Here is a 26,731-nt window from a genome sequence, read left to right on the forward strand (position 1 = left end):
CCTTGGGTAACCGGTTCACCACGACACACGAGCCGAAGCAGCCGCCCGATCGCCAGCGCGAAGGATGACGATGCTCGCCATAGACCGGCCCGCAGCCACCGTCGCGACGACGGCACGCTGGCGGCGGCTCACCTTGACCCGCTCCGGCTTGATCACCGGCGCATTCATCCTTCCGGCCGTGGTCGTCCGCATCGCGGGCCTGCGCACCGGCGCGGTGCTCGCCCTGCTGATCTTCGGGGCCGCGGTGGTGGCGGCGAGCTTCCTGCTGGCGTGGGCGGCCGAGGCCGCGCAGATCGACGTCTCCGGCGGGCTGGCCACGGCGCTGCTCGCACTGATCGCGGTGCTGCCCGAATACGCCGTCGACCTCTACTACGCCTACGTGTCCGGCCACAATCCTGATTACACGCAGTACGCCGCCGCCAACATGACCGGGTCCAACCGATTGTTGATGGGTCTGGGCTGGCCGGTCGTGGTGCTGGTGAGCATCCTGGTCGCGCGCAAGTCCGGCTCGGGGAAGACCACCGGCCTGACGCTGGAGCCAGCAAACCGGGTCGAACTCGGATTCCTGTTGATCGCCGGCGTCCTGGCGTTCGTGATCCCGGCGAGCGGGCAGATCCATCTCGGGCTGGGGCTGGCGTTGCTGGCCTGGTTCGGGTTCTACCTCTACAAGATCAGCCACGGCGACGTCGAAGAGCCCGACCTGATCGGCACCGCGGCCGCGTTGGGCGACCTGCCCGACCGCCGGCGGCGCGTCGCCGTGGTGGGACTGTTCCTGGTGTCGGGCGCGGTGATCCTGCTGTGCGCCAAGCCGTTCGCCGACAACCTGGTTGCCGCCGGCACCGAACTCGGCATCAACCGCTTCCTGCTTGTGCAGTGGCTGGCCCCGCTGGCGTCCGAAGCGCCCGAATTCATCATCGCGACCATCTTCGCCACTCGTGGCAAGGGCACGGCGGCCATCGCCACGCTGATCTCCTCCAAAGTCAACCAGTGGACCCTGCTGATCGGGTCTTTGCCCATCGCCCACCTGCTGGGCGGCGGCGGGATCTCCCTGCACCTCGACTCCCGGCAGGTGGAGGAGGTGCTGCTCACCGCGACGCAGACGATGATGGGGGTGGCGCTGATCTTGGCGCTGCGATTCCACCGGTCCGCCGCGTGCACCCTGCTGGGTCTGTTCGTGGTCCAGTTCCCGATCTTCACGACGCAGGGCCGGCTGCTGCTCTGCGGTGTCTACCTCGCGGTGGCCGTCGCCGGGCTGATCATCAATCGTCGCCACCTGGTTGCCACCGTCCGGGCGCCGTTCTTCGGCACGGCGATCCGGCACAGCGGTCATCCCCACCACGAACCACAAGGCCCCGCCCACCCGCGGTAGGCTCCGGCGCGCCGTCACCGCCCCCGCGCCCGCGTTCGACAGCACGCGGCGTATACGGTCCAGTTATGACTCGAGTGTCGGTGATCACAGGCGGCGCGGGCGGCATGGGCGTGGCCACGGCGAAAATCGTCGGCCACGACCACACCCTGGTGCTGTGCGACGTCAGGCAGGCCCGGCTGGCGGCCGCGGCCACCGCCCTGCAAGACCTCGGGATCGCCGCGACGGCCGTCGACTGCGACGTCACTGACCGACGCGCCGTCGCGGACATGCTCGGCACCGCAACCGGCCTCGGGACGGTCGTCTCCGTCATCCATACCGCGGGCGTCAGCCCGAGCATGGGTGCCGCCGATTACGTCATGCGGACCAACGCCGTCGGCACCGTCAACGTCAACGAGGAGTTCTTTGCGGTCGCCGGCGAGGGCGCGGTGATCGTGAACGTCGCATCGATGGCGGCGCACATGCTGCCCGCCGAAATCATTCCGGCAGAACAATTTCCGCAAGCGCTCAACGACACCGAAGCCTTCATGGACGCGATGCTGGCGGCGTGCGGCATCGCCCCCGAGGAGGCGCGATCCGGTCTCGCCTACGCCATCAGCAAGAGCTTCGTGAAGTGGTACAGCCAGTCGCAGGCGGAGCGCTTCAACGCCCGCGGGCTGCGCATCGTCTCGGTGTCACCGGGGTCGATCGACACCGAGATGGGCCGGCTCGAGGAGCAGGCCGGAGCGGGCGCGATGGTTGCCAACGCCGCCGTCCCGCGGTGGGGCAAGCCGGAAGAGATGGCCGAGCTGCTCGCCTTCTGCGCCAGCGAGAAGGCCGGATACCTCACCGGCACAGACATTCTCAACGACGGCGGCGTGATCGCCTCCATGACCGAACGCGCCAGGATGTCCGCCGCCGGCTAGACCAGGTAGTAGAGCTCGGAGTGCGGGGCGAGTTCGGGCGCGCTGGTGAAGGGCTCCTTGACTTTGAGGTCGGCCAGCCTGTTGTGCGCGTAGCGAACCGCCTTCAGGGTGGCCGAGAATTCCTCGTCCTCCTCTGGGAAGACCTGCTCGGCGGGGAACCAACTCCGGAAGCCGACATTGTTCAGGACGCCAAGCGTGTCGGGGCGGACCCCGGCGAGCAGGACGGTAACGCCACGCTCGGTCACCTCGCGCAGGAAATGCTCGATCCGCTCGATGCAGACCACATCCGGGTGACGCACCCGCTTGAGCCGTAACACCACGAAGGCGATATCGCCCTCGGCGACGCGTCGGCTGATCCCGGTCAGGTACCGGTCCAATTCCGGTGCGGCGCCGAAGAACAACTCGCCTTCAAGGTCGTAGATGACGATGGAGGGATCCGCTGAGTCGCCCGGAATGCGTTCGCGGACCACGCGTTCGGGTGTGACGACGAGCTCCTTGGACTTCAGCTTGGCCGCCCGCGGCACGAACAGCAGGATGGACAGGACCACCCCGAGCAGGACCGACTTGTCGAGGTCGACGGCGATGCCGGTGAAGGCGGTGACGATCACCAGTCCGGCGTCGTAGCGGGACGCCTTGAGGGTGTAGACCAAGCGCTTGAAGTCGACCAGGCGCGCGGCCGTGACGAGCAGCAGCCCGGCCAGCGCGGGCTGCGGAACGTAGCGCAACAGCGGGGCGAACAGCAGCAGGGCCGCGGCAACCGTTGCGGCCGACACGATTCCGGAGAACCGTGTCGCGGCGCCGGACTGGAAGTTGATTGCCGACCGCGACAGGGAGCCCGAGCCGGGCAGGCTCTGAAAGAACCCGCCGGTCAGGTTGGCCAGGCCTTCGGCCATGATCTGGCGGTTGTAGTCGATCTTTTGCTGTGTCTGGTAGGCAATGGCTTTGGCGATCGACAGCGCCTCGATGATGCCGACGAAGGCGATGGCGAGTGCACCCGTCGACAGATGCGGCAGCCACTCCGTGTGGACCTCGGGCACATGCGGTCCTGGCAGACTCCGCGGGATCCTGGCGGCCACCGACACCGCGGTGTGCCCACCCGGGCCCGGGGTCGACCAACCGGTGAGGTATGCGATGAGTGCGGTGATGATGAGCACCGCGAGCATGTCGACCTGCGGCCATCCGTAGCGCTGCACCAGCTTGCGCAGCACGACGGCCACGATCACCGCCGCCGCACTCAATGTCAGTGCGCGGTAATTGATGTGGTCGCCGTGGGTCAGGGTGAGCCAGACGCGGCGCAGCACCTGCATGTGACCGTTGCCCTTGTCGCGCACGCCCAGCGCGTTGCCCAGTTGCCCGATCGCGAGCAGGAAGGCCGCGGCCGCCATGAAGCCGATGATGACCGACTCGGAAATGTAGCGGGTGAGGTTGCCGAGCTTGAACAGGCCGATCACGATCTGGAATGCGCCGACCAGCACCGCCAGCAGGAAGAGCGCCTCGAAGAGTTCCTTGGAATTTTCCGAGTCGATGAAGGCCAGCGCCGTGAACACCAGCAGCGAGATGGCGCTGGTCGGCCCGTTGATCAGGTGCGAGGACGACCCGAAGATCGAGGCGACGACGGTCACGACGATCGCCGAGTAGACGCCGAATCTCGGGTCCACCCCGGCGATCAGGGCATAGGCCATCGCCTGGGGGAATGAAATGGCGGCGACGGTCAGGCCGGCGATCACATCATGGCGGCCCTTCACCAGATCGTAATTCACACGCACACCCACGTTTTCGACGTCTTTCCGCTAAGCGCCCGACGCCGCGCCCGGCACCGAGATCGTGTCCAGAATTCCGTTGGTGCCGAAGAACTGTTCCCGGGCGTCGCTCCAGTCCTTGGCGATGGCGCTGATCGGAAACAACGTCAGCGGGCGCAGCCGATCGGCGTGCCTGGCCAGGATCGCCGGCTTGTAGGGCCGATACCCGAATCGCGCCACCTGTTCCTGGGCGGCATCGGTGAACAGGTAATCGAGGTAGGCCTTCGCGTGGGCCGCCGTCTGGGGATCGGTCAGGTTCGCGTCGACCCACGCGACCGCGGGCTCGGCGAGGATGCTGACCGGCGGATAGACCAGTTCCAGGTCGTCCTTGTTCGCGGCGACCTCACGCAGCGCCTCGTTCTCCCACGTCAGCTGGACATCGCCGATCTTGGCCAGTGCGAAACTGTCTCCGGCGCCGCGGGCTCCGCCGTCGGAGACGGCGACGTGCTGCAGTAGCGACTTCACGTAGGCGGCCGCCCGTGTCGGGGTGCCGCCGCGGGTGGTGACCGAGCCCCAGGCCGCCAGGACGCTCAGCTGACCGTTGCCGGACGTCCGTGGGTTCGGCGACACCACGGCCACGTCCGGGTTGATCAGATCGGGCCAGTCGAGAATTCCCTTGGGATTGCCCTTGCGGACGACGAAGACGATGGTCGACGTGTAGGGCACCGAGGCGTTGGGAAGCCGCTGTTGCCAGTTGCCGGCGATCAGGCCCCGCTTGCTGAGCGTGTCGATGTCACTGATCAGCGCCAGCGACACCACGCTTGCTTTTTGGCTGCCGTCCAGCACGCTGCGGAGCTGGCGTCCCGAGCCGCCGTGAGATTCCTTGATGGTCAGCGTCGTTCCGTTGTGCGTGCGGTAATCCGCGACAAATTCCTTGTCCAGCGCGGCATACAACTCGCGCGTCGGGTCGTAGGAGACATTGAGGACTTCGTTCGAACCACCCGTCGGGAGGTTTTTCAGCACGATCGCGGTCGTGGCGGCGACGATGGCCAGGACGCCGAGGATGCTCAGCCAGGGCAGGCGCAGCGACGGGCGGGCCGCACCGGGTGATAGCAGTTTCACCACGCCAGCCACACCTCCCATCACCGATCATGATGATGTGCCAAACAGCCCCGTGTGGCACCGAACATTTTTGAGAATGTTAACGATCGGGCCACCCGGCGACAGCCATGAGAATCAGCGTGACGTAAATGCCTGCCGCGGTGATTATGCTGGTCAAATGCCGCAACGCCCGTTGCGTGATCGCTTGATCGACGTCGAGGTTCCAAGCGAGGACCTGGCACGCGGCCGGGCGCTGCGCAAGGCCGCCCCCCGGCGGTCGCTCGCGCAGCTGACGCCATCCACGCGAACAGCCACCGAAATTCTCGTCGCCCAAAACGCCGATCGGCTAACAGAACTCGTTCCGCTCCGATTTGCCCGCATGCTCGCCGACCCATTTTCCTTTTACCGAGGTTCGGCGGCGGTCATGGCCGCCGACCTGGCCGCAAGCCCGTCCAGCGGGATCGAAATCATGTGCTGCGGCGACGCGCACGTGTCGAATTTCGGCCTGTACGCCGCCCCTCATCGCTCAATCGTCTTCGACCTGAACGACTTCGATGAGGCCGCCGTCGCACCCGCGGAGTGGGACGTCAAGCGCCTGATCACCAGCGCGATCATCGGTGGTCGTCACGCTGGATACCCGGGCAAGGCCATCCGCCGCTGTGTCGAAGAGGCGCTGACGGGCTATCAAACCAGCCTCGAGGCGATGCTCGAGGAGATGAATGTTCTGGACCGCTACTACCTACGGGTGGAACCCGAGCGCTACACCGGGACAGTGTCCAAGGGTCTGCAGGCGGTGATTCAAAAGACGATTTCCCGGGCGCGCACGCGAACGTCGGAGCGAGTCTTCAAGCAGATCATGGAAACCGGCGCAGATGGAACCCCGCGCCTGCGCGAGGATCCTCCCGTCCTGCAGCACGTCGAGGAGGACATCGAAGCCCCCTTGATCGAGTCGGTTCAGGAATATCTGGCCGCGGTTCCGGCCGACGTGGCGTTGTTGCTGTCGCATTATCGCATCACCGACATCGCGCTGCGCGTCGTCGGCGTCGGCAGCGTCGGCACCCGGTGCTACCTGGTCATCCTGGTCGGCCCCAACGGAACGCCGCTGATCATGCAGATCAAAGAGGCCACTCGATCGGTGCTCGACGAATACGGCGGTTGGCCCGCAGCCGGTCGTCCTCACGGCGGCGGTCGAGGCCAACGGCCAGGGCGTGCGCGTGATTGACGGTCAGCTGATCTTGCAGGCGATGTCAGATGTGTTCCTGGGGACGACCCGCAAGGACGGCCGCGACTACTACGTCCGGCAGTTCCACGACATGAAGGGCAGCATCGACACCGAAGGCATGTCGGCCTCGATCTTCGCCGAATACGTCCTTGCCTGTGCGGTGCTGCTGGCCCGAGCACACGCGCAGAGTGCGAACGCGTCCATCCTGCGGGGATATGTCGGCACCAGTAGCGCCGTGCACGACGCGGTGGCCGATTGGTCGTATGCCTACGCCGACAAATCACTTGATGACTTTCACCAGTTGCGCGCCGCGGCAGCGGCCGGCGATATCGAGGTCGCCGACGATCCCGCACGCTGAGGGCCCGCTGGGGCGTGGCTCCGCCACATGTTCAAACGGCCGATCGTGTTGCTCGACCTAGTTACCGGCCAATTGGTTCGCGGTTATCGGCTTCGGTGTCGGTTGGCGTCGTCCGGTCGTTCGGCGCCCCGACGTGGTGCAGCCAATCTCGTCGGCGAACCCGCCAGGTCCGGCGCGCGTACTCCAGCTCGGTGTACGGCCACTGGGTGACGATCCGGCCGGACGGTGATCGGAAGTAGCTGTCGCACTGCGTCCAGATGGTGCGCGCCAGGTCCGCGGAAAGCGCGTCGTTGTAACGCTTTTCGGCCTCCCGGCGCACGTCGAGGTATCCACCGCGGCGCGCCAGCCGGGTTACCGCGCTGGCAACCAGCCGCGCCCCGGCCTCGAGGATGTAGACGATGGAGTTACCGCCCTGATTGGTGTTAGGGCCGTAGAGCATGAAGAAGTTCGGGAATCCGCTGACCGCGACCCCAAGGTAGGCGCACGGGTCGTCACCCCAGTGCTCGTGCAGCTTGCGCCCGCCGGCGCCGACGACGTCGATGCCGGACAGGTAGCGGGATGTTTCGAAACCGGTGGCCAGCACGATGGCGTCGACGTCGACTTCCGCGCCCGACGCGGTGATCACCGAGGGCGGGCCGATGCGCGCGATGGGGTCCGTGACCAGCTCGACGTTGTCGCACTGCAAGGCCCGGTAATAGTCGTCGCCCAGCAGCACCCGCTTACAGCGGAACGGGTAGTCCGGCGTCAGCGCCCGGCGCAGCGGTTCGTCATCCACCGTACGGCCCAGGAACGATGCCGCGATCTGCGTGCGCGCCATCACCACGGGATCGTCGGCAAAGGTCGCGGTGTTGTCGTGCTGGAACTTCCAGATCTGCCAGCGGGTACGCCGCACCGCCAGGGGGCTGCGCTTGAAGCGGGCCAATTCCGTTGCGCTGTAAGGACGGTCGTCCTTGGGGACCATCCACGGTGGGGTGCGCTGGAAGACCGTGACGCGACCAGCGGTCTTCGCCAGCTCGGGCACCAGCTGTACCCCGCTGGCGCCGGTGCCGATCACCGCGACGGTCCGGCCGGCCAGATCGAGGTTGTGATCCCATGCGGCGGTGTGCAGCACCGGGCCGGTGAAGTCGCGCAGCCCGTCGATATCGGGGAGCTTGGCGGAGCCGAACAGGCCGACCGCACACACGACGACGTCGGCGGTCAGCATGGCCGGCTGACCGTCGCGCTCCAGCTCGCAATGCCACGCGCCGGCATGCGGGTCCCAGCGCACGGAGCGCACCGTGGTGCCGAGCAGGAGATGGCGACGCAGGTCGAAATCGTCGGCGACGGATTCCAGGTAGGCCAATATTTCGGGCTGCCTCGCGTAGGTCCGGCTCCAGGATGTGTTGGGGGCGAAGGAAAACGAGTACAGGTGGCTCTGAATATCGCAGGCTGCGCCGGGATAGGTGTTGCGCCGCCAGGTGCCACCGACGCCGTCGGCGCCCTCGATGATCACCAGGTCGTCGATGCCCGCGCGGCGCAGCGCCACGGCCGCGCCCAGCCCGCCGAAGCCGGCGCCGATGATGGCCACCTTCGGCGCGCGCCGGCGCCGTGTCGCCGCCCGCATCCGCCCAATGGCGTAGAGCGCTCCGGCTTTTCGGCTCGTCATGGTCGGTCCCCCGCGCGGCGGACCAGTAGGCCTTTCAGGTCGCCGTCGGCCCGCCACTGCTGCAGGATGTCGGCGTACTCGGTTGGTGCGCCGAAGAAGAAGCTGCCCTGTCGAGTCTTACCGTCGGCCTTGCCTTCCCGGTTGTAATAGCCGGGCGTACATGTCTTGGCGCGCTCGGCGCTCGCGACCGAGCGGGCCACCACCGTGTCGACCCAGCCGGCTTCGGCTTCGGGTGCGACCTCGATTTCGGTGATGCCGTCGGCGAGTGCGGTCGCGATGATCCAGGCGACGTGGCCGGCCTGCACGTCGAGCAGGTATGGGAAGTTCACCGTCAGGCCGGCCTGGGCGATGCTTTCGATGAAGCAGTTCGGGAATTTGGTCGTGCACAGGCCCTGGAAGGTGCGCACCCCGTCGTCCCAATGTTCGGTCAGCGTCACGCCGTCACGACCGATCAACTCGAATCCGGTGCGGCGACAGTAATCGGTGCCCACCTCGAAACCCGTTGCGAAGATCAGGCAGTCGAGCTCGTAGGTCACGCCGTCGACCACCGCGCCGGTTTCGGTGATCCGCTGCACCCCGCGCCCGCGGGTGTCCACCAGGGTGACGTTGTCCCGGTTGAAGGTCTGCAGATACTCGTCGTGGAAGCAGGGACGTTTGCAGAAGTACCCGTACCACGGTTTGAGTGCTTCGGCGGTGGCGGGATCGCTGACGATCGCGGCGACGCGCGCGCGGATCTCATCCATTTTGGCGAAGTCGGCCAGCTCGATGTCACGGCCGCGCTGTTCGGGATCGGCCAGGCCGTCTCCGTCGTGACGCATGACCGGCAGCTTGCGGGTGATGCTCGTCCAGGCATCGGCGACCAGGTCCTGGTCGGCTTGACCTCCGGCGGTGAGGATCTGGAAATTCTGTATCCGCTCGCGCTGCCAGCCGGGCTGTAACGCGTTGGCCCACTGCGGATCCGTGGCGCGGTTGGCCCGCACGTCCACCGAGGAGGGCGTGCGCTGAAAGACGTAGAGCCGTCCGGCGGCAGCGGCGAGGTGCGGTACGCACTGGATCGCCGTGGCGCCGGTGCCGATGATGCCGACGCGCTTGTCGGCCAGATGCTGGAGCTGCGCGCCGGTGTAGGCATAATCCCACCGGCTGGTGTGGAAGGCATGCCCGCGGAAGGCGCCGAGTCCGTCGATGCCCGGCAGCTTCGGTTTGGCCTGGTAGCCGTTGGCCATCGACACGAACCTGGCGCGCATTTCGTCACCCCGGTCGGTACGGATGATCCACCGCGATCTCGCTGAATCCCAACGGATTTCCCGCACATCGGTCTGCAGGCAGGCGTCACGGTAGAGGTCGTAGTGCTCTGCGATCCGACGGCAATGCGCGAAAATCTCCGAGCCCTTCGCATACTTCTCGGTGGGCGTGTAGCCGAGCTCCTCTAGCAGAGGCATGTACACATACGACTCGACGTCACAAGCGATTCCGGGATAACGGTTCCAATACCAGGTTCCGCCGACGTCGGCCGCCCGATCGATCAACCGCACCCTTTCGACGCCGAGTTGACGTAGCCGTGCCCCGGTCAACAGCCCGCCGAACCCGGCGCCCACGATGGCGACGTCCACCTCGTCGGTGAGCGGCTCGCGGGCGTGATCCCCGTTGGCCCACGGGTCGTCGGCGAACCGGGCGAACGCGCCCGCAATCTCGACGTACTGGGCGATGCCGTCGGGGCGAATGCGGCGCGCGCGTTCTTCGGCGTACTTGCGTCGCAGCGCGTCGACGTCAAGCGCCCGGCCAACGGTCTCAGTCACGACCTCGGTTCCTCTCCGTGGCCTCGACCTTATAATCAATCGCTTGATCATATCAAGGGCGCGTCCGCGCAAACGGCCGTCTACCGGCGGCTATGCCCGTGACGCCGCGAGCAGGGTGCCCCGGATCAGGTCTCTGGCCGACACCAGCGCCGCGTGATAGTCCTCGGGCGCGAGCGTGGCCGCCGACTCGGTCAGGCCGTAGATCAGCGCGTAGATCGCCTCGGCGACGCCGCGCCGGTCCGCACCGCGGGCGAGCCCGCCCTCGCGGACCGCGTCTTCGACGATGGAGTCGATGATTTCGCGGAACGCCTGAAACCCGCTCGTCGCCGTGGCGTCGACGGCGATCGCGTTCTCCGCCCGGATCACCCACTCGAACGCCGCCAGGTCGGGGTACTCGCGCATCAGTCGGCCCGACTCGTCGAGGACCGCTTCCAGTCGCGCGATCGCGTCGCCCGGCCGGGCGGCCGCCCGGCGCAGTCGCGGCACCGCGATGTCGGTCCGCGCGGCCACCGCAGCATTCATAAGCTCGGACTTGTTCGGGAAGTAGTTGTAGAGGCTCGCACTGGACACGTCCGCGGTGCGGGCGATCTCACGAATCGTCGCGCGCGCGTAACCGACCGTGGCCACGCACCGCATGGTGGCGGCGACGATCCGCCGGCGCGTCTCCTCGCCGCTGGCACCGACCGGGCGCCCGCGTTGGGCCCGCGTCACGGTGCTGCCTGCACTGCTCGCATCCTGTCCGTCGGCCGATGGTTCCGACATATCGAATATAATCGGACGATCGATTTGATGCTGGCGCGGAGGTGCGCGGTGCGTGATCAACGGACCCGAGGCGCGGAATGACCGTCGCTGGGCCGCAATTGGGCCGGCCGGTGGGCGCCGATGCCGAGCAGACCCGGGCACGGATCATCGCCGCGGCAATGCGCTGTGTGGCCGAGGCCGGGCACACTCGCGCGACGATTCGTGAGATCGCCCGCGCCGCGGACATGACCAGCGCCAGCTTGTATCACTACTTCGTGAACAAATCCGAGTTGCTCGAGGCCACCGTCAGCGAGATCGACCGGATCGCACTCCCCCGGCTGCGGGACGCCGCCGCCGGGGCCGAGAACGTCGTCGATCGCCTCGCCGCGGTGCTCGACGAGTCGAGCCGGTTGATGCGCGACTATCCCGACCTGGCCGCCTTCGAACGCGCGATGGGCGTGATCGGCCACGAACACGGCAACCGGACGCGGCGCCGCGGGCCGAAAGCGTTGCGCGACACCATCACTGAGATCATCAGTGACGCCCGCGCGCAAGGCGTGCTGCCCGGCGGGACCGAGCCGCGCGCCGCGGTGAATGCGATCCATGCGCTGGCGCGCGGTCTGACGGAACGGGCGGCCAGCCTCGACCCGGGCGCCTACGCCGCGACGCTCGATTCGGCCAAGGGACTACTGCGGGGAACGCTCTTTACCGACCGCCGCCAATGACTCGCCCAACGTCCACAACGCGACGCCGAGCAAGACCAGATCCTTGAGCAGAAACTGGCCGGGGAGCGCAGAGAGCACCGGGAAGCCGTGGGCGTACGTCATGACCACTCCGGGAGTGGTGAACAGAAAACTCACCGTGCCCAAGAACAGCACCACCGCCAGGGCGCTGCCCGCGGCCGAGACCAGCGGCCACAGCGGCCGCAGCGCGATGAGAAGGGCGGCAACGATTTCCATCGTCCCGAGTGCGCGCGCGACGAAGGTGAAGCTGAAGACGTCGTAGACCCAGCTCATCAACGGGCTGTGCTGGATGAGCACGCGGGATTCCATTTTCACGTACTTGCCCACTCCGATCCACGCCAGGACGAGCACCAGGCCGTAGCGGCTGACGAGGCGGCCCCACCGGGTCAGCGCCGGCGCCGCCGATGGCGCCAGGGTGTGATCGATCATCGGGCGAAGTCCTTTCGAGAGAACAAAACTGGCATCCACCCAACCCACGGTTCAGGACACGTTCGCGTTCAATTCCGCAACCGCTCGAGGCCCGCGACGATGAGCCGTAACCCGAAAGCGAATTCGTCGGCCAGCGGGACGGGCAGGTCGTCGGCGACGGTGACCGTCGCGGGAAAGCGGGACGGATCGAGCCGGTGAAACGCCGCGGAGAGTTCGGCGTCTCGTTCGCCGCCGTCCGTCTCGGCGCCGGAAAGCTGTATGGCAAAGCCCAGAACGTAGCGGGCGAGCGTCGCGTACGCGCGGGCCGCAACCGCCGGTGGGATGCCGTTGTCGAGCAGGATGGCCAGGCAGCGCTCGCGGTTGGCCAACGCGTTCGGTCCCGTCGGGGTGTATTCGATCAACAGGGGCGCGATATTGCCGTGCCGGCTCAGTGCGTCGAACATGTGCTGCGCGAACAACGTACAGGCGTCTTGCCACGGCAGTGCGGCGAGCTCGTCCGCATCGAGGTCGACCTCGCCGAGGATGTGGTCGATCACCTGGGATACCAACTGTGACCGATTGGAGAAGTGGCGGTACAGCGTGGCCGTACCCGACTCCAGGCGCTGTGCCAGCGAGCGCATCGACAGTGCCTCGGACCCCCGTTCGTCGACGAGTTCGACGGCCGTGGTCAGGATGCGGTCCACCGGCAGGGCCGGGCGGCCACGAGAACGGCTCTGCGACCGGTCGCTGTCGCTCACATCACCCACCGTGGCGCTCATGCCGCTTGACAACTTCGTACATTACGGAGACACTGTATCCATAAATAACGGATTGATCAACCACCTTGACAGCAAGGAACATTCGCCATGCTTCTCCCCCTGGCGGCAGAGCCCTTCACTGCGCCCACCGACCGCGACATGCTCCCCTCCGAACGACGCGAGTTCGTGCGCACTCATCGCACCTGCGTGTTCGGCTACCGCCGCCGCAACGACGGCCCGGCGATGTCGATCGTGTACTACGTCCCCACCGACGCCGGTGAATTGCTGGTCTCCACCATGGCCGGCCGTGGCAAGGCCCGCATCGTGCAACGCGATCCCAAGGTGAGCCTGTGCGTCCTCGACGAGCGCTGGCCGTTCGCGTATCTGCAGGTCTACGCCGACGCCACCATCGACCAAGACCGGGATCTGGCGGTCGACGTGATGATGGCCGTCGGCGGCCGGATGTCCGGCCAACCGCTCGGCGACGAGGCCCGGCCGCACATCCGGGAAATGTGCGAACGCGAGAATCGCGTGGTCATCCGTTGCCGGCCCTACTCCACCTTCGCAACGCCGCCGCGCCATCTGCACCGCAACGACCAAGTCCAAGAGCTAAGCCATTGGGTCTCCGGCGTGATGCCTTGGGACGCAGCCGATCCGGCGGCGGACTGATCACCCCGCGTAGCGATCGCGCAGCTTGCCCAGCGTCGCTTCGATGCCCCTCGCGTTCGCCTTTGCGAAGCCCATCCGCTCGTAGTAGTTCAGCTTGTTCTTGAGCGCGCCCGCATCGCGGTAGTCAAAGGTCTCGGTGACCTGGGTCAGCGTCGGCGACAGCTTCTCGAATTCCCACCGCCAGCGGTGACCCAACGGGTGGCGCCATTCGATGACTTCGTTCTGCGTCAGTGCGGTGATCGTGCTGGTGATCCGGTAGGGCAGGCCGAACATCTTCATGTGCGTCGAAAACTTCGAGCCCTCAACCAGGTGTGCCGGCACGGTGATGTTGTTGCGCACCGTGCCCGACCCGTCCAGCTCGTGGTGACGGCGTGGGTCGGCGACCAAGCCAAACAGTTCCGCGGCCGGGGCGGCCACCTCGACCCTGCGGCTCACCTGGCGGGGCCCCCGGTCGACGACAGTGACGGTCATGATGTCCTTCCGCTACCGGCAGGGTAATCCAGTCTGGTTCTGTGGATCGGTGATGTTCGGGTCCCACACCGGTGACGGGCACATCTGGTCCACCCGCGGCGGCTCGCACCTGCGGCAATAGGCCGCTCCGCCAGCAGGCAGAATGGTGTGGTCAAGACTGCCGGGGGATCGAGAAGGAGCGGCATGCCCACCAGCGAATATCAGGTGAGCGGAATGAGCTGCGGCCACTGCGAGGCCGCGGTCCGCAGCGAGGTTGCCCAGATCCCGGGCATCGACGACGTGGCGGTCAGCGCCGCCACGGGCAAGCTCGTCGTCACCAGCGCACAACCCATCGACGCGGACGCCGTCCTCGGCGCTGTCGACGAGGCCGGCTATGAGGCCGTCTTGGTCGCATGAGCACGCCCCCACGGCAGATCGACGAGGGCGCCCTACCCGATAACCCCGCATCACCTCTGATCGAGCTAGACGTCACCGGGATGACCTGCGCCGCCTGCGCGGCCCGGATCGAGAAGAAACTGAACAAGCTCGACGGCGTCGCCGCCACCGTCAACTACGCCACCGAGAAGGCCGCCGTGACGGCCCCCGCCGGTTACGACGCACGGATTCTCATCGGCGAGATCGAAAAGGCCGGCTACCGGGCCGTCGTGCCGCGGCGCGTGCCGGAGCCCGCCCGGGACGGGGCGGCGCCGGATGACCCCGAACTGACCTCGCTGCGCCGGCGTCTGGTCACCGCGATCGCGCTGGCCGGCCCGGTCATCGCCATGGCCATGCTTCCCGCCCTGCAATTCCCGCACTGGCACTGGCTTTCGCTGGCCCTGACCACACCGGTCGTCGTGTGGTGCGGCCGGCCGTTCCACGCGGCGGCCTGGACCAACCTCAAACACGGCGTGGCCACCATGGACACCCTGGTCTCGCTCGGCACCGTGGCGGCTTTCCTGTGGTCCGTCTACGCCCTGTTGCTCGGGTCAGCGGGCCGGCCGGGCATGCAGCACGACTTCGAGCTGACCGTCGGGCGCGACGGCGCCCCGTGCCACGCCTATTTCGAAGTCGCCGCGGGCGTGACCTTGTTCGTCCTCGCCGGGCGCTATTTCGAAAGGCGGTCCAAGCGGGCGGCCGGCGCCGCGCTGCGCACGCTGCTGACGCTGGGCGCCAAGGACGTCGCTGTGCTGCACGAAGGCAGCGAGACCCGCGTGCCCATCGAACGGCTCGCGGTCGGCGACGAGTTCGTCGTGCGTCCCGGCGAACGGATCGCCACCGACGGGATCGTCGTCGCGGGTTCGTCGGCAGTGGACGCCTCCATGCTGACCGGCGAGTCCGTCCCGGCCGAGGTCGGCGAGGGTGACGCCGTCACCGGCGCGACCGTCAACGCGGGCGGTCGGCTCGTCGTCCGGGCCACCGGGATCGGTGACGACACCCAGCTCGCGCAGCTGGCCAGGCTTGTCGAGCGGGCCCAATCCGGCAAGGCCCGGGTACAGCGTCTCGCCGACCGCGTCTCGGGCGTGTTCGTGCCCTTGGTGATGGGGCTGGCAGTGGCGACCCTGGCCGGCTGGCTCGCGGCGGGCTTCACGCTCACCACCGCCCTGACCGCCGCCGTCGCGGTGCTCATCATCGCCTGCCCGTGCGCCCTCGGGCTGGCAACCCCGACCGCCCTGCTGGTCGGCACCGGCCGCGCCGCTCAGCTCGGCGTGCTCATCAACGGGCCCGAGGTGCTGGAGTCGACCCGCAAGGTCGACACGATCGTGCTCGACAAGACGGGCACCGTCACCACCGGCAAGATGACCCTGGTCGACGCGATCGCCGCGATCGGGACCGACCGCACCACCCTGTTGCGCTACGCCGGCGCCCTGGAAGACGCCTCCGAGCATCCCGTCGCGCGAGCAATCGCCCGGGGTGCCGCGGCGCAACTCGGCGCGCTGCCGGCACCTGCCGACTTCACCGAGGTCAACGGCAAGGGTGTGCGGGGCACGGTCGACGGTCGCGCGGTCGTCGTCGGGCGCGAGAGCCTGCTGACCGAATGCGGAATTCGCCTCGACGCGGCCCTCTCGGAGGCCAAAAACCGCGCCGAGACCGCGGGCAAGACCGCCGTCGCCGTCGGCTGGGACGGCCTGGCCCAAGGCATCCTGGTGGTCGCCGACACCGTCAAACCGTCCAGCGCGGAGGCGGTGCGGCAGTTCACCAGCCAGGGCCTGACCCCGGTGCTGCTGACCGGGGACAACACCGCCGTCGCCGCCCACATCGCCGACGAACTCGGCATCGCGCAGGTCATCGCCGACGCGACGCCCGCCGACAAGGTCGCCGCCGTCAAACGCCTGCAATCCGAGGGCAAGGTGGTCGCCATGGTCGGTGACGGCATCAACGACGCCGCGGCATTGGCCGCCGCCGACCTGGGCCTGGCCATGGGCACCGGCACCGACGTCGCGATCCAGGCCGCCGACCTCACGGTGATGCGCGGTGACCTGCGTGCCGCCGTCGACGCGATCCGGTTGTCCCGGCGAACGCTGGCCACCATCAAGACCAACCTGGTGTGGGCCTTCGGATACAACCTGGCCGCGATCCCCCTGGCCGCGCTCGGCATGCTCAACCCGATGTTCGCCGGTGCCGCGATGGCGGCCTCGAGCCTTCTCGTCGTCGGCAACAGCCTGCGGCTGCGCTCGTTCACCAGCGTCATCGACCACGCATGAGCAGCGGATCCCGGTCCGCGCGCATCTGGTCGGCCCACACGCAGAAACGGTCGGCTGACAGGCCACGTTCGTATGGGATAGTTGGTCCGGCCGCCGCCTTCGGTGACCCCGACCGGCCCTTCGATACTCACCTCACCCGCGCGCAGCGATCGATCTAGCAAAGGTCACGACCGTTGGAGCAGTTCTTCGCAAAGCTGTCCCTGTTGCACGGCTGGTTCCCGCCGTCGGTGCAGGGCCTGGCGCTGCTCGTGCTGCTCGTCGCGATTCAATGGCGCACCCGAAGCTGGCTCAAGCGGGTGCTGCCGGTGGCGCTGATCGCGGCCGTCGCGGTGACGCTGCTGGCCCGGTGGTACATCACTTCGCTCGGGGTGGCCGGCGACCCGGCGCCGACCGCGCTGTGGCTCTGGATCGCGATGAGCGGCTTGGCCGCCGCGGTCCTCCTGGTGGGGTGGCGGGGCATCCGCTGGTGGCGGCGCGGGGTGGCGGTGTTGGCGATACCGCTGTGTGTCCTGTGCGCGGGAATGGCGCTGAACGGCTGGGTGGGCTACTTCCCCACCGCGCTCGCCGCGTGGAATCAGCTGACGTCCGTGCCGCTGCCCGACCAGATCGACCGGCTGCGGGTGACCGAGATGCAGGTCGCCGGAACCAAGCCGGCCAAGGGCGTGGTGGTCCCGGTGGACATCGACGACAACGGCTCGCACTTCGCCCACCGCCGAGAATTGGTCTACCTGCCTCCCGCATGGTTCAACACCAATCCGCCACCCCGGCTGCCTGCGGTCATGATGATCAGCTCCGCGTTCAACACCCCGGCCGACTGGCTGGGCCCCGGCGGCGCGTTCACCGCCATCGACGACTTCGCGACCGCACACCACGGCTTCTCCCCGGTGCTGGTGTTCGTCGATCCGACCGGCTCCTTCGACAACGACACCGAGTGCGTCAACGGCACCCGAGGCAACGCCGCCGACCACTTGACGAAGGACATCGAGCCCTTCATGGTGTCGAACTTCGGCGTCAGCGCTGACCGGGCCAACTGGGGCGTCGCCGGATGGTCGATGGGCGGGACCTGCGCCGTGACCCTGGCCGTCATGCACCCCGAGCTGTTCAGCGCGTTCGTGGACATCGCGGGTGACCGCGGACCCAACGGCGGCTCTAAGGATCAAACCGTCGCCCGGTTGTTCGGCGGCAACCACGACGCCTGGGCCGCCTTCGACCCGGTCACCGTGATGACGAAGCACGGTCACTACGACGGCCTGTCGGGTTGGTTCGACGTGCCCGGCTCGGACGGGGCGCACAACGTCGCGCAGGAAGGCAATCCGGCCCTGATCGCGTCCAGCAGCGATCCCGCCGTCAACCCCGAGGGCCAGGACATCGCGGCGAACTCGCTGTGCGCCGTCGGCGCCGCCAACGGCATCGTCTGCGCGGTGGTCACCCAGCCGGGCAAACACGACTGGCCGTTCGCCGCCCAGGCGTTTGCCACGGCGCTACCCTGGCTGGCCTCGACGCTCGGCACCCCCAATACCGAACCGGTGCAGCTGCCGGAACGGTCCGCCGGCGAACCGCGTTAATTCCCGCTGGTCGGCTCGCATTCACCGGTGATAACAGGAGTCGACTAGAATTCACAGCTGACCCTCCCGTAACGCAGCCGACATTCGGGCAGCGCGAATGGTACGGTTCGCTGCTGTGGCCTCGATGTATTGCACCAACGGCGGTTCCCACGCGGACCCGCTAGTTGCGCAGCGCGCCACAATAAATGCGCGAATACTCGGGCCGAATTCGCCATTACTACCGCGTGATCATTTGTTCGACGCCCTCGCTTGTCAGCCATGAACCGTCGTCAGTTCCTTGGATCGCTCGCCGCGTCGGTCGTCGCCGGCGTGGGCGCTGCGCGGCTCATCGTCGACCCGCAGCCACGCACGTTCGCCCAAACTCCGGCGGCCGACATACCGACCTCCGGCCCGACCGCCCCGCAGGCCCTGCTGCCGCCCCCGCCACCGAGCGCCCGCATCCCGCTGCCCGGCGGCGGCGCCCTGATGAAGATCCCCGGCCAGGGCGATCTGCTCGCGCTGACCGTCGACGACGGCGTCAACAGCGAGGTGGTGCGGGCCTACACGCAGTTCGCCAAGGACACCGACATCCGGCTGACCTATTTCGTCAACGGGACCTACGACTCATGGACCGAGAACCTGGACATGCTGCGGCCGTTGGTGGACAGCGGGCAGATTCAGCTCGGCAACCACACCTGGTCGCACCCGGACTTGACCACGCTGACGAAAGAGCAAGTCGCCGAACAGCTCTCACGTAATGATGCGTTTCTGAAGAACACCTATGGCGTCGGCGCGAAACCATACTGGCGGCCGCCGTACGGAAAGCACAACGCCGCCGTCGACGCCGTGGCGGGCGACTTCGGTTACACGGTCCCGACTTTGTGGTCGGGATCGCTGTCGGACTCGACGTTGATCACCGAGGAGTACATCGTGCAGATGGCCGATCAGTACTTCACGCCGCAGTCCATCGTGATCGGGCACCTCAATCATCTGCCGGTGACCCATGTCTATCCGCAACTCATCGACATCATCCGCGACCGGAACCTTCGCACCGTCACACTCAACGACGTGTTCCTCAAGACGCCGTAACGGGCGGCTAGTCAACCGATTTGGAGGCCGCACCAACCTCACTGGCGAGCAACGCCTTCAGGGTCTCGCGTAACTCCCCCATCCGTCGCTCGCCCAGCACCCCGGTCCATCGCTGCTCCAAAGCCAGTGCGTTAGAACGCATTACCTGCAGCGCCCGGCGACCGCGTGCGGTCAGCTCGATGATGCGGGCACGCGCGTCCGCCGGGTCGGGTCCCCGGGTGACGTAGCCATGCCGCTCCAGGGCCGCTATCGCCTGGGCCACCGCCTGCCGACTCACCCTGAGGCGATCGGCCAGATCGGATGCGTGCAACCCACCCGCCGCCAGTGGCACCAGCGCGACCGCTTGGGCGGGGCGGATCCCGTCGAGGCCGGCCGCGGCGAACGCCGCGCGCAAGTGCGGCGCCCCTGCGGCGGCGACCAGATTCACCAGCGCCGGCATGGTGGGCTCCCACCCGGAACCCGATTCCTGCGCCATGTCGCAAGTCTGCCACCCCGAGCCCATTTGACAAGTTACTTGTCAAAACCACCGATCGGTGTCACGCTGTGCTCATGCGATGGGGATGGACCCGGGTGGCGAGCGTTTGCCTGCCACCCGTTCTGGTCGTCATGCTCGGCGGGTGTCTCGGTGGCGGTCATGCGCTGGGAACCCCCGGCTCGCAATCGATCCCGGCGGGCCAATCCACGCAAAGCATCTCCTCGGGCGGAGCGAACAGGACCTTCCACCTCTATCGGCCCCAGGGGCTAAGCGAGGCCGTGCCGGTGGTGGTGATGCTGCACGGCGGCTTCGGCAACGGCGCGCAGGCCGAGCGTTCCTACCACTGGGACGCCGAGGCGGACAACGGACACTTCCTGGTCGCCTACCCCGACGGCCTAAACCGGGCCTGGAACGCCGGCACCTGTTGCGGCGAACCCGGACACCTCAACACCGACGACGTCGGATTCATCACCGCCATGCTCGGCGCCATCGAGCAGGAGATCCCTGTCGATCGGGCGCGGATCTATGTCACGGGCATGTCGAACGGCGCCATGATGGCGCTTCGCCTGGGCTGCCAGTCCGACGCCTTCGCGGCGATCGCACCTGTGGGCGGCACCCTGCTGACCGACTGCTCCGCGGCACGGCCGGCATCGGTGCTGCAGATCCACGGCACTGCCGACGGCCGCGTGCCGTATAACGGCGGGCCCGGAGAGTCGTTGGCGATCAACGGATCCCCGCGTGTCGACGGGCCGTCGGTGCAATCCGTCAACGCCACCTGGCGCGCCATCGACGGATGCGAGGCGCCCAGCTCGATCACCTCCGGCGACGTGACCACGCAGACGGCGGGCTGCGCCGACGGGCGAATCGTGCAGCTGATCTCGGTCGCGGGGGCCGGTCATCAATGGCCCGGCGGGGAGCCGAGTCCCCTGGCGGAAAGGGTCGCCGGGATTCCGGCGCCGTCAACGGCCTTGGACGCCACTGACACCATCTGGCAATTCTTCAGCCAGAAACATCGGTAGCGAAAACCAATCTCTAAAAAATTAGAGATTTCCCTTCCGCTGGCGACCCGCTGATTGTTACCGTTCCGTAATGCGTCGGGCCGGGGGAGTTTTCGCAACACTGCTGGTAATGGTTTCCGCACTCGCGGGAGTCGGAATTGCGCGGGCCGACGGCGGGGACGAACCGCAATATGCGGACTTCTATCTTCCGCCGGATCCCCTGCCGCCCGGCCAGCCCGGCGACCTGATCCGCACCGAGCCGTCGCGGCTGGTGTTGGAGCCCTCCGGCCAGCTGGGCGCGATCATGGCCACCGGCACCCGGATCATGTACCGCAGCACCGATACCCGGGGCAACCCGATCGCGGTCACCGGCACCTATTTCGAGCCCTATAACGACTGGCCCGGCGGCGGACCACGGCCGCTGATCAGTTACGCACCCGGCACCCAGGGCCAGGGCAATCAGTGCGCCCCGTCGCGAATGTTCAACCAGGGCATCCACTATTCGGGTGGCTGGGACATCATGTTCAACTACGAGGAGCTGTTCGTCGCCACCATGGTTGCCCGTGGCTTCGCCATCGTGATGACCGATTACCAGGGCCTGGGCACCCCGTCGATGCACACCTATGTGGGCCGGGTGGCCGAGGGGCAGGCCGTACTCGACGCCGCCCGCGCCGCCATGCGGCTACCCGGAACCTCGTTGGATCCGCATGGGCCGGTGGCCTTTTGGGGCTACTCGCAGGGCGGTGGCGCTTCGGCGTCGGCCGCCGAACTCGCCTCGCAATATGCCCCCGACCTTCATATCGTGGGCACCTACGCCGGCGCCCCGCCTGCCGACCTCAAGGAGCTGTTCCCCTACGCCGACGGCAGCGTCCTGGTCGGTGTCGTCGGGTACGCGCTCAACAGCGTGATGGCCGCCTACCCGGAGTTCGCCGATACCATCCGCTCCAAAATGACGCCGCGCGGGCTGGCGATGCTGGAGTCGGTGTCGCGCCAATGCGTGGGACAGACCCTGCTGGACTTCATGTTTCGTCACCTGCAGCCCTACTTCACCGAAGACATCAACACATTGGTCAACGAGGAGCCGTTCAACACCCTCTTCGAAGCGCAGCGGATCGGGCGCTTCAAACCCAATGCGCCGGTCATGATCGACAGCAACCGGTACGACCCGCTGGTGCCGTGGACCGCGGCCAATCAGCTGGGTCGCGACTGGTGCGCGCAGGGCGCCGACGTGGAATTCCGCACCAACGAAGAGCCGCCCTTCCTCAACAAGCTGATCATCAACCACGCGCTGCCGATGCTGGTCGACGGCGAACCCGCCATGCAATGGATCGCCGCGCGCTTCAACGGCGCGCCCACAGCACCGAACTGCGGCCAGTTCTAACGGTTTCCCACGATCCGGGCCGTCGTCGCGGTCGCCGGATAAACTGGTGTGTATCGCTGCACGTAGAAAGCACAACGCGGCGGAGCGGCGCCGCCAGCTCGCCGACGCCGCGATCGAACTGCTGGGCGGCAACGGGGTGCACGGCGTCAGTCACCCGAAAGTCGACGACCACGCCGGCGTGCCGGCCGGCACCACGTCGTTCTACTTCCGGACCCGCAAGGCGCTGATGCACGCCATGGCGACGCGGCTTGCCGAACTCGACCTCGCCGACTTCTCGATGATGGCCGAACTCGCCGAGGATCACGCCACGCAGTTCACCGGCACCGCGGGCCTGGCCCGCATCGTCATGTACGTCAACAGCGAACCCTGGTTGACCCGCGCCAAGGCGCGCTACGAACTCGCTCTGCTCGCCGGCCGGGACCCGGAGCTGGCCGCGGCCCTCAGCGACTCCGCCGACCGGCTCTACGCGCTGGCGCGCGACGTCGTCACCCAGTGGCATCCCGCCGACAGCGCGCCGGATCCGGCATTGGTCGACGATCAGGCGATCGCCACGCTCGCGTTCATCAACGGCATCATGCTGACCTTCGTCGCGGGCCAGCCGGCCGTCGGCGATGCCGAGCACCTGGACCGGCTGATCCAAGGCGTCATCGCGGGCGTCGCTGATGTTCGCGGTGTTTGACGGACCGCTTGTTTGGCTCGGCTTTCCGTCGGCTATCGAAGGGCTGCACGCGCCCGCGCAAGCTCGGGAAGCCGACTGTCTTTCGGGATCTTCCCGACGGCATCAATTAGATGCCTTCGCGCCGGCTCCCCACGCAGGACGAAATCGTCGAGGCTCGCGCGGATTTCAAAGAGCCGCGCACCTTGGCGGCGAGCGACCTCGCGGGCGGCGGCAAGGTCGTCGGCGCGCGCGTTCGGCTCCGTGTGGGTCTGCGCCCGGGCCCGCAGCAGTTCGGCGTCGTAGAAACGCACGCCGGTGTCCGCCGCGAATTGGAGCGCGGTATCGAGCCGGGTACGGGCCTGGTCTACCTGTTCGCCGGCGATCAAAAGCCGTCCCAGAATGCACCAATAGAAGGGCCTGTACGTGCTGGCTCCCAGCGCCTGCCAGACCTCGATCACCTGCGTCATCGCCTCGATGTGGGGGCCTAGCGAGGTGGGGTCGGGATTGCGCGCAGCGATAGCCGCCTGCCCGTCGACCATCGCTTTTTCGGTCGCGCCGAGCAGCTGCCAATACAGATAGTCGAGCCCGTATCGGTCGGCGGTGTCGGCTATTTCGCGGATTAGTTCGCGAGCGCGATCGTACTGAGCGGTCTCGGCGCATACCCAGATATCCATGTCGATGGCGTAGAGATGGTTGTAGGGCTTTTGTGGATAACCAAGTTGGCTCGCGCGGTCGACGGCGCTTTTGAGTTGCACCTCGGCGCCGGCGAGATCTCCTTGCACCAGGCGTTGCCAGGCCAGGTGTTCGTGTGCCGACGCCACCGGGTCGTGCGGGACGAACCAGATGGCCTGGATCCGCTCCTGGTATTCCTCAGCTAGACCCGTCGTCTGCTCGAAATATGTGCTCGCGGTGTCGAATTCGCCGCGCAGCCAGGCCACGACGCCCGCAGAGCCGGCAAGGGCCGGCCGGAACCATTCTCGCCCGTGCTCGGTGGCCGCCTGTGCGGCCTGTAACAGCGAATCAACCCGGCGGAGGTCCGAACGCCAAAGGTAGTAGGCGCCCACGGCGGGCAGCGTCGCAAACAGTTCATCGTCGCGCGGATCGGTACCCGCAAGCTGCAGGCATCGCTCGAAGTCTGAAGCGGCAACCGGGCTTTGGGCCCCTTCTGCGGTGGCAGTGAGGTAGCCGCGTTCCAGCCGCGGGGCGATCTCGCGGTGATCGCGGTCCGGGCCGGGCGGGCATTGCTCAACTTGAGCCAGGGCGAAGGTCAGGTAGGTGCGGGCTTCGGCGAGGGCGCCGCGGCGACGTGCTGCGGCCGTAGCCCGTTGGTAGGCCGACGCGGCGTCGGCGTGCCGGCCGCCCTGCTCGTAATGAGAGGCAACCAGTGGCCAGTCGGGGTCACCAGTCATGGTGTTGACCAAGGCGTCGGCGACCTTCGCGTGCAGTTTGCGCCGCACGCTCGGCGGAGCGAGTTCGTCGGCGACCTCGCGAAGCAGCTCATGGCGGAATCGGCAGCCGGCGTTTCCGCTGCGGTCGAACACACCCGTATCCGCGAGGCGGTCGATGACTTCGTCGACCTCTTGCTCGTCGAGGTCCACCACGGTGATCAACAGCGATCGGTCGATATGGCGGCCGATGACCGCGGCGGCCTCTACCACCGGCACCACATTGTTGCCGGCGCGCAGCTGTGCGAAAAGCGGTTCGTACAACGCGTCAGGCACATGGGTACCGTCCGATGGCGCCATATGCAGCCCTGCCACTACCTGCTCGATGTAGAAGGGCACCCCGTCACAACGGCGTCGCACCTCCGCGCGCTCTTCGGCGCTCGCAGTCGGGTCTAGCGCGACGATGAGCTCATCGGCCTCTTCGTCCGTCAATGGCGGCAGGTTGAATTGTTCTACCTGCCAATGGTTCGGCAGCGACTTTTCGTCGCGACTGGTGATCACGACAAGGAGCCGACCCTCGCCGGTGTCCAGCATGGCCTCGATCACTTCCAGGGTCGGTAGATCAAACCACTGCAGGTCCTCGGCGACGAGTAGCGCCGGCGCGTCACTCAGGCAAGCCGTCAGGTACGAGCGCACCGCCGAGCCGATCAACTGTTCCAGCCTGCGGCCCTCAGCCTCGAGCGGCTCGTAGCCGTGTTCGGCTCCGATTCCCAGAACCGGTGCGAGTGCCGGCACCGCGGTAGCTGGATCTAGACCGCGCGCAACTATTTCGGCTCGCAGCAGACGCAGCCGCTCCACCGGATCGGTTACGCGAGTTATGCCGCACCGTCGCTCCAGCAGGACGCGGATCGGGTGCAAGCCCACCGGGGTGTGGAAGGGAGATCCGGCCAGCTCCAGTACTACCGCGCCAGACGGCTTGACCAGGTCGGCGACTTCGGCCACTAGCCGGCTCTTGCCGACGCCCGGTTCGCCGCAGAAGAACAGCGCGGGCGTTTTGAGCGCGCCGGACCGAGCGCGCCGCCAGTGTGTGTTCAGCTGTGCCAGCTCGCGATCACGGCCCACCAAAGGTCCATGGACGCGCGCCGGTCGCTCAACACGTTCGCTGTCGACGCGGTGGTGAGCGATCAACCCGGCCACACCCTTGACCGGGGCGGCGGGTTGCTCTTCGAGCTCGAAGTCGTTGCGCACCAATACCGCAACCGGGTTGGAAACCACCACGGAGTTCGGTGCTGCGAGTCCCGACAGGCGGGCGGCCAAGTTCGCCGCCAAGCCGTACACATCGTCCTGTGCGGTGTCCAGGTACACCAGCCCGCGGTGCACCCCGACGCGCACCGCGATGTCGATCCCGAACCGGCGGTCGGTCTGCTCGCTGAGCCGGGCTACCGCTCGGGCGATGTCCAGTCCTGCGTGCACCGCCCGTTTGACGTCGTTCTCATGCGCCGTCGGGTAACCGAACACCGCCAGCAATCCATCACCCTTGGTGGAGCCGATGTGGCCCTCATACCCGTCAACCGTGCGCGAAACGATATCCCGGTAGCCTCCGACCACCAGACGATAAATCTCCGGCTCCACGCGAGTCGACAACGCGGTTGAATCGACCACGTCGGCGAACAGAATTGTGAGCCGCCGGATCTCCCCTCCCACGCCGGGCGCGGCCGACAGCAAGTCCTCGGCGTCGGCATTCGCATGGTCGATGGCAAGTACCTCACCGGCCAAGGCCGCCGCCGTCGTGGAGTCACCACGATTGATTGCAGACACGGCGCGATCGACCAGCTCGTCGATTGATGCGCCGAGCTCGCTATGGGTACTTGCGCTCTCCGCCGGCATGCCCCGGCCGTTCGTCACGTGGAATATCGTCCCACCATCGACGCCTACGCAGCCTGATATTCAGAAGGTCAGCAAACCGCCTGCGGGTGTCACCGAGCGGCGAACATCGCGCCGATGAGCCGGTGCAGCACCTGACCGATTTCTCGCCGGGTTCGTTGCGGGTCCTCGGCGGTGGCGATCACCATGGCCGCCTCGTCGAGCGCGCCGATCAGCACGTGCGCCAACGGCCGCACCGGCTGCTCGGCCAGTTCGCCGGCCCGGATGGCCTCGCTGAGCATCTGCTCGGTCATGCCGAGGCTGTACCGCTGCGCGACATCACGGAATTCGGCCCAGCCGAGTACGCTCGGCGCGTCCAACAGGATCAGCTGGCGCACCTCGGGGTCGCCGGAAACTTCGAGCCACGCGTCGACCGCGGCCCGGACCGCCTGCGTGGGCGTGGTGGCCCCGGACTCGGCCACCACGATGGCCATCCGCGCCATCACATCCTGCTCGACGACCTCGACAACTTCGCGGAATAACGTCGCCTTGTCGGCGAATTGGTGATACATCGCTCCCCGGGTGACCCCGGCGGCTGTGGCGATCTCCGGCGTCCCCACGTCCGCGTAGCCCCGCAGTCCCCAGAGCTTGCGGGCAGCCGCAATCAGCGCGTCGCGGGTCGCCGCGGAGCGCTCTTCCTGGGTCCGTCTCTTGCTTTCCATACAACCTGTTGGT

24 protein-coding genes are annotated in these 26,731 nt (G+C 67.3%); 13 read left to right on the plus strand and 11 right to left on the minus strand.

Translation table 11 applies throughout. The features are described 5' to 3' along the window. Positions 1-64 precede the first annotated feature (64 nt). Both MTY59_RS07090 and MTY59_RS07095 read left to right on the plus strand, forming a co-directional pair. Entirely contained in the window at positions 65-1,369 is a 1,305-nt protein-coding gene (locus tag MTY59_RS07090) for a sodium/calcium exchanger protein (RefSeq protein WP_221045046.1), read from the plus strand. 65 nt (positions 1,370-1,434) lie between these two features. Further along, on the plus strand, positions 1,435-2,271 hold the full coding sequence (locus tag MTY59_RS07095) for an SDR family oxidoreductase (protein ID WP_221045047.1): 837 nt from the start codon (positions 1,435-1,437) through the stop codon (positions 2,269-2,271). Here MTY59_RS07095 and MTY59_RS07100 read toward each other — a convergent pair. Together MTY59_RS07100 and MTY59_RS07105 are read right to left on the minus strand one after the other, a co-directional pair. Next, on the minus strand, positions 2,268-4,043 hold the full coding sequence (locus MTY59_RS07100; RefSeq protein WP_221045048.1) for a SulP family inorganic anion transporter: 1,776 nt from the start codon (positions 4,041-4,043) through the stop codon (positions 2,268-2,270). The two genes, MTY59_RS07095 and MTY59_RS07100, sit on opposite strands and share 4 nt — an antisense overlap. A gap of 18 nt (positions 4,044-4,061) precedes the next feature. Then, entirely contained in the window at positions 4,062-5,135 is a 1,074-nt protein-coding gene (locus MTY59_RS07105) for a sulfate ABC transporter substrate-binding protein (protein WP_250160735.1), read from the minus strand. Here MTY59_RS07105 and MTY59_RS27640 point away from each other — a divergent pair. Further along, complete coding sequence (locus MTY59_RS27640; RefSeq protein ID WP_284145686.1) at positions 5,074-6,333, plus strand: DUF2252 family protein; 1,260 nt, start codon at positions 5,074-5,076, stop codon at positions 6,331-6,333. The two genes, MTY59_RS07105 and MTY59_RS27640, sit on opposite strands and share 62 nt — an antisense overlap. Next, positions 6,326-6,691, plus strand: coding sequence for a DUF2252 family protein (locus MTY59_RS27645; RefSeq protein WP_284145687.1), 366 nt, complete (start codon positions 6,326-6,328; stop codon positions 6,689-6,691). The genes MTY59_RS27640 and MTY59_RS27645 overlap by 8 nt, the downstream gene beginning before the upstream one ends. Before the next feature lie 61 nt (positions 6,692-6,752). On the opposite strand, the gene MTY59_RS07115 is transcribed toward MTY59_RS27645, so the two are convergent. From MTY59_RS07115 to MTY59_RS07125, 3 genes are all read right to left on the minus strand, one after another. After that, entirely contained in the window at positions 6,753-8,336 is a 1,584-nt protein-coding gene (locus MTY59_RS07115; protein WP_221045050.1) for a flavin-containing monooxygenase, read from the minus strand. Continuing rightward, positions 8,333-10,132, minus strand: coding sequence for a flavin-containing monooxygenase (locus MTY59_RS07120; protein WP_221045051.1), 1,800 nt, complete (start codon positions 10,130-10,132; stop codon positions 8,333-8,335). The genes MTY59_RS07115 and MTY59_RS07120 overlap by 4 nt, the downstream gene beginning before the upstream one ends. A 90-nt stretch (positions 10,133-10,222) precedes the next feature. After that, entirely contained in the window at positions 10,223-10,843 is a 621-nt protein-coding gene (locus MTY59_RS07125) for a TetR/AcrR family transcriptional regulator (protein WP_221046301.1), read from the minus strand. Positions 10,844-10,971: 128 nt separating this feature from the next. Here MTY59_RS07125 and MTY59_RS07130 point away from each other — a divergent pair, with 128 nt between their 5' ends. Further along, entirely contained in the window at positions 10,972-11,598 is a 627-nt protein-coding gene (locus MTY59_RS07130; RefSeq protein ID WP_221045052.1) for a TetR/AcrR family transcriptional regulator, read from the plus strand. Here the strand turns inward: MTY59_RS07130 and MTY59_RS07135 are convergent. Next, positions 11,560-12,045, minus strand: a complete 486-nt coding sequence (locus MTY59_RS07135; RefSeq protein WP_221045053.1) for a DUF417 family protein — start codon at positions 12,043-12,045, stop codon at positions 11,560-11,562. The genes MTY59_RS07130 and MTY59_RS07135 overlap by 39 nt on opposite strands. Positions 12,046-12,113: 68 nt before the next feature. Further along, positions 12,114-12,728: a TetR/AcrR family transcriptional regulator gene (locus MTY59_RS07140; RefSeq protein WP_221046302.1), complete on the minus strand. Its 615-nt coding sequence runs from the start codon at positions 12,726-12,728 to the stop codon at positions 12,114-12,116. A gap of 162 nt (positions 12,729-12,890) precedes the next feature. Here MTY59_RS07140 and MTY59_RS07145 point away from each other — a divergent pair, with 162 nt between their 5' ends. Next, a complete protein-coding gene (locus tag MTY59_RS07145) occupies positions 12,891-13,451 on the plus strand; it encodes a pyridoxamine 5'-phosphate oxidase family protein (RefSeq protein WP_221045054.1) in 561 nt (186 codons plus the stop codon). Here the strand turns inward: MTY59_RS07145 and MTY59_RS07150 are convergent, their stop codons facing one another. Then, a complete protein-coding gene (locus tag MTY59_RS07150; RefSeq protein ID WP_221045055.1) occupies positions 13,452-13,922 on the minus strand; it encodes an SRPBCC family protein in 471 nt (156 codons plus the stop codon). It lies immediately after the preceding gene. A 183-nt stretch (positions 13,923-14,105) separates the two neighbouring features. Between MTY59_RS07150 and MTY59_RS07155 the strand changes: the two genes are divergently transcribed. From MTY59_RS07155 to MTY59_RS07170, 4 genes are all read left to right on the plus strand, one after another. Then, a complete protein-coding gene (locus tag MTY59_RS07155) occupies positions 14,106-14,318 on the plus strand; it encodes a heavy-metal-associated domain-containing protein (protein WP_221045056.1) in 213 nt (70 codons plus the stop codon). After that, positions 14,315-16,603: a heavy metal translocating P-type ATPase gene (locus tag MTY59_RS07160; protein WP_221045057.1), complete on the plus strand. Its 2,289-nt coding sequence runs from the start codon at positions 14,315-14,317 to the stop codon at positions 16,601-16,603. The genes MTY59_RS07155 and MTY59_RS07160 overlap by 4 nt, the downstream gene beginning before the upstream one ends. A 173-nt stretch (positions 16,604-16,776) precedes the next feature. Continuing rightward, positions 16,777-18,168: an alpha/beta hydrolase gene (locus MTY59_RS07165; protein WP_221045058.1), complete on the plus strand. Its 1,392-nt coding sequence runs from the start codon at positions 16,777-16,779 to the stop codon at positions 18,166-18,168. A gap of 258 nt (positions 18,169-18,426) precedes the next feature. Continuing rightward, complete coding sequence (locus MTY59_RS07170) at positions 18,427-19,236, plus strand: polysaccharide deacetylase family protein (protein WP_221045059.1); 810 nt, start codon at positions 18,427-18,429, stop codon at positions 19,234-19,236. Between the two features lie 7 nt (positions 19,237-19,243). On the opposite strand, the gene MTY59_RS07175 is transcribed toward MTY59_RS07170, so the two are convergent. After that, a complete protein-coding gene (locus MTY59_RS07175; protein ID WP_221046303.1) occupies positions 19,244-19,675 on the minus strand; it encodes a MarR family winged helix-turn-helix transcriptional regulator in 432 nt (143 codons plus the stop codon). 110 nt (positions 19,676-19,785) lie between these two features. On the opposite strand from MTY59_RS07175, the gene MTY59_RS07180 reads away from it, so the two are divergent. The 3 genes from MTY59_RS07180 (at position 19,786) to MTY59_RS07190 (ending at position 22,769) form a co-directional block, all read left to right on the plus strand. Beyond that, on the plus strand, positions 19,786-20,730 hold the full coding sequence (locus MTY59_RS07180; RefSeq protein ID WP_221045060.1) for an extracellular catalytic domain type 1 short-chain-length polyhydroxyalkanoate depolymerase: 945 nt from the start codon (positions 19,786-19,788) through the stop codon (positions 20,728-20,730). A gap of 109 nt (positions 20,731-20,839) precedes the next feature. Continuing rightward, positions 20,840-22,090 carry a lipase family protein gene (locus MTY59_RS07185; RefSeq protein WP_250160736.1) on the plus strand — a complete coding sequence of 417 codons (1,251 nt, stop codon included), beginning with the start codon at positions 20,840-20,842 and terminating at the stop codon, positions 22,088-22,090. A gap of 112 nt (positions 22,091-22,202) precedes the next feature. Next, on the plus strand, positions 22,203-22,769 hold the full coding sequence (locus MTY59_RS07190) for a TetR/AcrR family transcriptional regulator (protein ID WP_284145696.1): 567 nt from the start codon (positions 22,203-22,205) through the stop codon (positions 22,767-22,769). A 32-nt stretch (positions 22,770-22,801) separates the two neighbouring features. On the opposite strand, the gene MTY59_RS07195 is transcribed toward MTY59_RS07190, so the two are convergent. Further along, positions 22,802-26,038, minus strand: coding sequence for an ATP-binding protein (locus MTY59_RS07195; RefSeq protein WP_347881612.1), 3,237 nt, complete (start codon positions 26,036-26,038; stop codon positions 22,802-22,804). Positions 26,039-26,109: 71 nt separating this feature from the next. Then, complete coding sequence (locus MTY59_RS07200; protein ID WP_221045062.1) at positions 26,110-26,718, minus strand: TetR/AcrR family transcriptional regulator; 609 nt, start codon at positions 26,716-26,718, stop codon at positions 26,110-26,112. Positions 26,719-26,731 lie beyond the last annotated feature (13 nt).

The organism is Mycobacterium senriense, assembly GCF_019668465.1.
GTDB classification, from domain to species: domain Bacteria; phylum Actinomycetota; class Actinomycetes; order Mycobacteriales; family Mycobacteriaceae; genus Mycobacterium; species Mycobacterium senriense.

What these genes read in the sequence shown, in the direction of transcription:
- MTY59_RS07090 (WP_221045046.1), top strand. Translation starts at nt 65, where the DNA reads ATGACGATGCTCGCCATAGACCGGCCCGCAGCCACCGTCGCGACGACG.
- MTY59_RS07095 (WP_221045047.1), top strand. Translation starts at nt 1,435, where the DNA reads ATGACTCGAGTGTCGGTGATCACAGGCGGCGCGGGCGGCATGGGCGTG.
- MTY59_RS27640 (WP_284145686.1), top strand. Translation starts at nt 5,074, where the DNA reads ATGCTCAGCCAGGGCAGGCGCAGCGACGGGCGGGCCGCACCGGGTGAT.
- MTY59_RS07115 (WP_221045050.1), bottom strand. Translation starts at nt 8,336, where the DNA reads ATGACGAGCCGAAAAGCCGGAGCGCTCTACGCCATTGGGCGGATGCGG.
- MTY59_RS07130 (WP_221045052.1), top strand. Translation starts at nt 10,972, where the DNA reads ATGACCGTCGCTGGGCCGCAATTGGGCCGGCCGGTGGGCGCCGATGCC.
- MTY59_RS07135 (WP_221045053.1), bottom strand. Translation starts at nt 12,045, where the DNA reads ATGATCGATCACACCCTGGCGCCATCGGCGGCGCCGGCGCTGACCCGG.
- MTY59_RS07145 (WP_221045054.1), top strand. Translation starts at nt 12,891, where the DNA reads ATGCTTCTCCCCCTGGCGGCAGAGCCCTTCACTGCGCCCACCGACCGC.
- MTY59_RS07150 (WP_221045055.1), bottom strand. Translation starts at nt 13,922, where the DNA reads ATGACCGTCACTGTCGTCGACCGGGGGCCCCGCCAGGTGAGCCGCAGG.
- MTY59_RS07155 (WP_221045056.1), top strand. Translation starts at nt 14,106, where the DNA reads ATGCCCACCAGCGAATATCAGGTGAGCGGAATGAGCTGCGGCCACTGC.
- MTY59_RS07160 (WP_221045057.1), top strand. Translation starts at nt 14,315, where the DNA reads ATGAGCACGCCCCCACGGCAGATCGACGAGGGCGCCCTACCCGATAAC.
- MTY59_RS07170 (WP_221045059.1), top strand. Translation starts at nt 18,427, where the DNA reads ATGAACCGTCGTCAGTTCCTTGGATCGCTCGCCGCGTCGGTCGTCGCC.
- MTY59_RS07175 (WP_221046303.1), bottom strand. Translation starts at nt 19,675, where the DNA reads ATGCCGGCGCTGGTGAATCTGGTCGCCGCCGCAGGGGCGCCGCACTTG.
- MTY59_RS07180 (WP_221045060.1), top strand. Translation starts at nt 19,786, where the DNA reads ATGCGATGGGGATGGACCCGGGTGGCGAGCGTTTGCCTGCCACCCGTT.
- MTY59_RS07185 (WP_250160736.1), top strand. Translation starts at nt 20,840, where the DNA reads ATGGTTTCCGCACTCGCGGGAGTCGGAATTGCGCGGGCCGACGGCGGG.
- MTY59_RS07200 (WP_221045062.1), bottom strand. Translation starts at nt 26,718, where the DNA reads ATGGAAAGCAAGAGACGGACCCAGGAAGAGCGCTCCGCGGCGACCCGC.